Origin of the sequence: uncultured Rothia sp. (assembly GCF_916049665.1) — a bacterium.
In the GTDB taxonomy this organism is placed as follows: Bacteria; Actinomycetota; Actinomycetes; order Actinomycetales; family Micrococcaceae; genus Rothia.
Window position 1 is genome coordinate 24,173 of the sequence record NZ_CAJZIE010000021.1, and the last position, 6,456, is coordinate 30,628.

The 6,456-nt window shown below is 58.6% G+C and carries 4 protein-coding genes; all 4 read right to left on the reverse strand.

From position 1 onward, the window contains the following. Positions 1-95: 95 nt before the first annotated feature. Complete coding sequence (locus tag QZ540_RS03355; protein ID WP_294627745.1) at positions 96-860, reverse strand: PspA/IM30 family protein; 765 nt, start codon at positions 858-860, stop codon at positions 96-98. A 265-nt stretch (positions 861-1,125) separates the two neighbouring features. Continuing rightward, positions 1,126-3,195, reverse strand: coding sequence for a TPM domain-containing protein (locus QZ540_RS03360; RefSeq protein ID WP_294627747.1), 2,070 nt, complete (start codon positions 3,193-3,195; stop codon positions 1,126-1,128). A gap of 269 nt (positions 3,196-3,464) precedes the next feature. Continuing rightward, positions 3,465-5,567 (reverse strand): non-ribosomal peptide synthetase subunit, encoded by a 2,103-nt coding sequence (locus QZ540_RS03365; protein ID WP_294627749.1) that lies wholly within the window; start codon positions 5,565-5,567, stop codon positions 3,465-3,467. A 627-nt stretch (positions 5,568-6,194) separates the two neighbouring features. Next, on the reverse strand, positions 6,195-6,362 hold the full coding sequence (locus tag QZ540_RS03370) for a hypothetical protein (RefSeq protein WP_168165097.1): 168 nt from the start codon (positions 6,360-6,362) through the stop codon (positions 6,195-6,197). Positions 6,363-6,456: the final 94 nt, after the last annotated feature.

Below are 6,456 nucleotides of genomic sequence, written 5' to 3' on the forward strand. Positions count from 1 at the left end.
AACCGCCCCGTTCCTGAACTCATCAGGAACGGGGCGGATCTTTATAGGTTTAGCTCAAGAAGCTATGCGCTAGACCAGGCTTGAGAATCCCCGGCTTAGAGAGTCTGGGTGGGGGTTTCCACAGCCAGGGGAGCCGGAGCTGCCGGAGCGTTCTTTGCCTTCAGAGCAGCCAGGCGAGCGTCCAGCTCGGTGTCGCGCTCCATCTGGTCCAGGGTGTTGAACTGTGCGTCCAGGGAGGAAGCTGCCAGCTCCTGCTGACCGATGACGCGTGCCTCTTCGCGGCGAACCTTCTCTTCGAAGCGGCTCATCTCGCTGGTCGGGTCCAGAACGTCGAACGCCTTCAGAGCGTCGTTCACCTGGGTCTGAGCTGCTGCAGTCTTCTGACGTGCGGTCAGCTCATCGCGCTTGTACTTGACCTCTTCAAGCTTGGAGCGCATCTTCTCCAGGCCGTCCTTGAGCTGGTTGACAACCTGAGTCTGAGAAGCCAGCTGAGGCTCAACAGCCTGCGCAGCCTTCTCAGCCAGCAGCTGCTTGTTCAGAGCAATCTTCGCGAGGTTATCGAACTTGTCAGCGTTGGCAACGTCGCCAGCTGCGCGGAACTCATCAGCCTTGTTAGAAGCTGCCAGAGCCTTGGTGCCCCACTCCTGAGCGGTCTTGACGTCCTCAGCGTGGTCCTTCTCGAGCAGACGCAGGTTGCCGATGGTCTGTGCTACTGCAGCCTCCGCCTCGCGGATGTTGTTGGTGTAGTCACGAACCATCTGGTCCAGCATCTTCTCCGGGTCCTCAGCTGCATCAATCAGAGCGTTGATGTTTGCCTTAGCGAGCTGTGCAATACGGCCGAAGATGGTCTGCTTAGCCATAATCTCCTACTTTCTGTTCACGGGCTGCGGGGGAGCACTACGCTCCTCGTGAGCCGTGCCCGTATAACTAATTATGTGGCAGATTTCTGGGTGCATGCTGTGAAAATGATGCACGCCTGATTTCTGCAACCTAAACTTTTGGTAAATTACCTCAGGTGTTTTCCGATTGGGGAAGAAAGCGGTGAGGTAAGCTATCCACCCCGTCGGTCAGACTGTAGAAAAACCTACAGAAACCGACCGACAGAATCGGTAGCATCGGAGGCGGTTAGAAGCTACCGCCGTCACCGCCGCCGCTACCCCAATCGCCGCCACCGCCGCTGAAGCCGCCGCCCCAGCTGCCGCCGCTACTACCACCACTGCTGTGGCCGCCGCTGCTACCCCAGCTACTGGTGCCGGAGTTCATCGCGGTCATCAGAGCGCCCAGCAGCAGGCCCTTCGCCAGGTCACCGCCGAAGCTACCGCCGCCGCGGTCGTTCTGGTTGTTGTAGTAGTTGCCGACCTCGCTCTGAGCTCGGTTCTGCGCGTCGGTCGCCTTCTGGATCGCCATGTTGGCTTCCTTCATGGCGTTCAGCGGATCCGAAGAAGCCAGACGCTGAGCCTGACCCAAGTGACGCTCCGCCTCAGAAACAGCGGTCAGGGTCATCGGACCCACCGCAGCACGGCGGTTATTGATGTAGCTACGCGCACCGTTCACCGCAGCGTAGGCAGAACGCATCGTACGATCCAGGTTCTGCGAAGCCGCACGAGAACGCTCGCGGGTAGCACGCATATTCGTCATTGCCTTATCCAGCTCGGCGGAAAGCTGACGCAGCTGGTTCGCCAGAGTCAGCGGGTCATTCGGGCGAGCCGAAGCACTCTGATTGACCTGGTTGAGCACCGCCTCCATACCGGCGGCGACCGCACCCAAATCATCGCGACGCTGAGATGCAGCCAGGCTCTTCGCCTCCGCCACGTCACGCTGAATGCTCAGCAGGTCGGTGCTCAGACCCAGCTGAGCCTGCTCCAGCTCATGTGAGCGGGTATTCACTGCCGCACCCAGAGTCTGAATCTGCGAGGCGGCTTCCTCAGCGGTGCGCAGGTGAGCAACCGCCTCCGAACGAGCGGTCGCAACGGTCGCCTGAGCCTTCTCAACCTCCGCAGCGCACAGCACCATGTTCGACTCTAACAGGGTAGGAGTCTTAGAAATGGGCTCCAGTGCGCTGGGCAGGTAACGTTCCTTCAACGCGCGGTACTGGGCGGCAATCTCCTCCACCGAGGCACGCAGCTGCGGCAGACGCTGAGCCAAAGCCTCAATAGCTTGCGGCGCCTCCTGCTCCAGGTTGCGCAACTGAGCCAGCTTAGCGTCCTGCTCCTGAGCAATACGGGTGACTTCCTGAGAGTTATCAATAATCTCAGTCAACCAGGCACGCTGCTCAGCCTCAGTATCCGGGATGCTATCGGTCAGAAGCTGCTGACGCTGGAAGGACTTACGCATCAGATCCTCAGCACGCGCAATTTCCTGAGCGAACTCAGCAACCTGCTGATCGCTGTACTGTGCGCGCGCAAAATCCAGTTCCTGCTTCGCATGGCTCATCGTCGTATCAGCCTGCAGAAGGGCGCTACCGGCGCGAGTGCGCAACTCCTCCAGCGGAACCTCCGGAATGGGGGAGTAGTTACGAGGCGCACCGTAGGAACGCTGAGGCTGCTGCTGAGCGTTCTTCTTCTTGCGGCGGCGGTACATCGCGTAACCGCCAGCACCCACGGTCGCCGCCGCACCCACACCGAGCACACCGGTTACCACGCCAGAAGAGCTACCGCCCTTCTGAGCCTCGATACCCTCAACCGCGGCCAGTGCCGCACCCGAATAGTCGCTATTCTGCAGCTTCGGCTTAATGTAGTTCTGGTACACCTTCGTCTGCTGATCACTCGACAGGGTCTTCGTGCTACCCGCCAAGAAATACGCCTGGCGAGACTCGGTAGCAATCACCAGCACCACATCGGCAGAACCCCAATTGTTCTTCGTAGCAAGCGCCTTCGTCCAGCTCGAAGAAGTAGACGGGTTCTCAAACTTATCGATGGTCACCACGTGCAAATCCACGTTGTGCTTCTTCGACAGAGCCGAAATCTTAGACTTCAGGGTAGCGGTATCACCCAAAGAGTTCGTGGAATCGTACACGGTGGTGCCCGTAATCTGCATCGGGTCAGCAGCCTGCGCCGACGTGCTCAAAAACGCAGAACCAGCCGGCAAAACCATCGGGGCACAAGAAAGACCTGCCGCCAGCACTGTGGCACCCAAGATAGTGCGCAGGCGAGGGCGTGCGGGACGAATCTGACGCGCAAAGGCGTGCTCGGTCATGGTCTTTCCTCCGTTGTCGTGAAGTATGAAGGGACCTGCACTTCACGGCGTGCTTGTTCAACGCACACCTTAGTGCTGGTCACATTATTAGTGTAGCGGTGGCACAGGGGCCCAACAGCACAGATACGAGAATATTGCGCCGCTGTTTGCCGACCGTTTACCGTCTTCCCAGGCTTTATACAGGAAAGCCGGTATACAGGAAAGCCGGTATACAGAAAAGCCGGGGTCTAGCCTCACGCCAGACCCCGGCCCACCGGCTATTCAGTTAGTTAGCGCCGACGCGCAATCTGCAGATTACTCATCAGGTGCTCCACTACCTCCGCGGCATCAACATCGTGGATACTCTGTGCTATGCCGTTCACCATCTGAACCCGCGAAGACGAGGCGAACATCCAGCCTAAGAACTGCACAGTATTCAGCAACCTAGAACTGCGATCTGCCTGCTTTCGCATCTGTGACCACAAAAAGGGCGTAGTCGGCACACCACGGCCCTTATACACCTGGGAATTAGAATGGGCATCCAGAAGCTCAGCGAGCGCCTCAATATTTTCGGTCAGCTCCTTCAAATCCTCATCCCCGGCAGAGGAGCCGACGTAATACCGTTCAACCAGGCTCAAAGGCATGTAGCCGCTACAGCTACTCACCCACGCCAGCTTCAAACGCAGATTCTGCAGACGAAGCACCTGCTTCAGAAGTCTCGAATGGGTGCGCAACACAGACAACGGCATGGAAGATGACTTCATCTCCTCCGAAAGCAGACCCTCGAAGGAACCTTCCCCGGAAAACGCCTTATACGGATCCGAGACGCCCACCAGAAGCACCGGTCCCTCGTAGTGCACGAACGCTAGAACCTCGGGAACACTCGAGAGGGAACGGATGCGCTCGCCAATGGTCGGCAGATCCTCCCCATCCGGGGCGTACTGTTCGCGGCTGAACATCAACGTCTGGATAGGCTGCTCGGCAAGGTCGGGCGAGTAATGAGCAAGCGCCCGCAAATCGGTCACAACCTCCGCCAGAACGCCGTCCTGCTCAACCTGCAGAAGCTCCTGGAGAAGCTCAATGACAGAGCGCGCCTGCCGGGTCAAAACAGCGGCGCAGAACTCCGCATCCTGAAGCTCAAGACGCACCTTCTCCAGGCGCTCTTCCAGCGTGGACTGCACGCCCTTGAGCTCAAACTCGCTCAGCTGTTCCGGGCGGAGCATACGGTGCGTACCATCCTCGCCGGGACGGTAGAAAAGCTCGCTAAACTCCAACGTAGACTGCACGCCCTTCAACGCCCGCTCTCGCAACTTGGGCAGAACGTCAAAGGCGACTTCGGTCATCTCATTCCAGACCTTGGCCTCATCGATCTTCGAATCCTTACGAGCAGTCTTCTTCCATGTCTCAGCAAGCTGCATAGCGCGATCAAATTCGCTCAGCTCCACAAAAGCCGCCAGCTTCTGCGCGCTCTCACGCAGATAACGCACCGCGTAGAGACGGTCGCTCAAAGAATCCGGGAGAGTATCCTCCAGCAGGCGCCAACGGAAGGTACGCTCAAAGCACTCCTCGGTCAGGCTAATGACGGCGGCGCTCAAAGAGAGCGCGTGATCACGGGCAAAAGCGAAAGAGCCCGGGGTATCCGCCAGACGAGGCAGGGACGTATAGAACTCCAGCGCCCCGCTCAGCTTCAGCCGAGATACCCGGATGGTCTCTTCCAGCTCAGCGGCAAGTACCGTGCGGTCAGCCTGGGCAGTCTTCTTGAAACTGTGCAACGGAGAAACCTGCGCACGCTCCAGCGTCTGCAGGTTCATGACCGCACGCATGAGATAGTTCTCAAGAATATCGATCTGCTGTAGGCGCGGACGCTGATTCAGCGGAACATGATTCTCCTGCGTGCCCACCAGCAGATGCTGCGGCACACCGCTAATCGACGGTAGTGCAAAGACCTCATCCTCTGATGTACTGACAGAAAGCACCATGGGGTAGCGGCTACGCTGTGCGTTCTCTAGAGGGGGAATGAGCTTGAAGTTGGTGCTCAAAGAGAAATGGTCGGAGGGCGCCGGGTTACTCTTGGGAGCCTGCTGGGCGGTCTCCTGCTGCGGGCGCTCTTCAGGCTGCGCCGGGGTGTTCTGGGGCATGCTCTGCTGCTCCCGGTTTTCTGCTGATGGGCTTTCTGCTGAATGGTTCTGCGCTGTAGAAGAACTAGACTCGCCACCTACCTGCATCGGCTCCAACGGCGAAGGTGCAGCCACCGGCTGAGGAGGCTGAGGCGACTGAGTCTGCTGTGCCTGAGCCTGTTGAGCTTCGACAGCCTGATCCTGCTGGGGGATCGGGGGCTGTGCCGGCTGCTGAACGCTACCACCGGGCTGTGCCGGTTTCGGTTGGTAGTGCATCGGGTAGCTCACCGCGCCCTGTACTGGTTGCGAAGGAACCGGCTGAGGGGGTACTTGCTGTGAAGGCCCCTGCTGATTGGGTGCTTGCGTGGGCGGTACCTGCTGATTCATCGCCTGGTTCTGTTGCTGTTGCAATACCTGCCGCCTAATCTCACGCGCACGACGGCGCGAAGGGCTCAACGACGCGAAAAACGCTACCGCCGCGCAGATTAGAACAAATATAAGCAACGCGTACAGGCGGGTAGCGCCATCCAAAGAAGACGCCACCGCAGGTATCAGCGGTAGCGCGCCAACAAGAGCGAAAACAGCAGAAATAATCCTCATGACTTCACCATAACCCAGCTAAATCCCGGCTGCTCGCAACGCCGTTGCCTTACCGCATACTAAAAGGGAAGTAGCCGGGGGACCGGGCGCTCTCCACCAGCGCTTCCCGCATCTGCGCCAAGGTTAAAAGACGATGCGGCGTGCGCCCTCATGTAGGGGCTCACGCCGCATCAATCATCACTCAACTCACTATCACACCCGGGCTGGTCCTCACACCGACCCTTCGGGACATACTGGGGATTCTCGCCCCTCCCGGTGCAGGGCTCTCATCTCCCGCCCCGGAAAACTATCAAACTCTATACGCTACCTACCGGCAGTCAGTGCGTGGGTAGCCATCTGCTGAGTCAGCTCGGAGGCTTTTTCCGCACGATGACGGCGGTACACCATTCCCGAGCAACACGCCACAATACCCGCACCAATACCGATGGAGCTTGCCAAGATCGCACAGAAAATCAGGGTGCCGATCATCATGGGTTTCTCCTTTGCCTTTGTCCTTTGCCTTTGTTCTCGGCTCTATGCGCCTTCAACATTACGGACTGACCCTGTGTTCAAGCTGTGTACCAAG

Excerpts from the sequence above, each read along its gene's own strand:
- QZ540_RS03365 (WP_294627749.1), bottom strand. The coding sequence starts at position 5,567 with ATGCACTACCAACCGAAACCGGCACAGCCCGGTGGTAGCGTTCAGCAG.
- QZ540_RS03360 (WP_294627747.1), bottom strand. The coding sequence starts at position 3,195 with ATGACCGAGCACGCCTTTGCGCGTCAGATTCGTCCCGCACGCCCTCGC.
- QZ540_RS03370 (WP_168165097.1), bottom strand. The coding sequence starts at position 6,362 with ATGATGATCGGCACCCTGATTTTCTGTGCGATCTTGGCAAGCTCCATC.
- QZ540_RS03355 (WP_294627745.1), bottom strand. The coding sequence starts at position 860 with ATGGCTAAGCAGACCATCTTCGGCCGTATTGCACAGCTCGCTAAGGCA.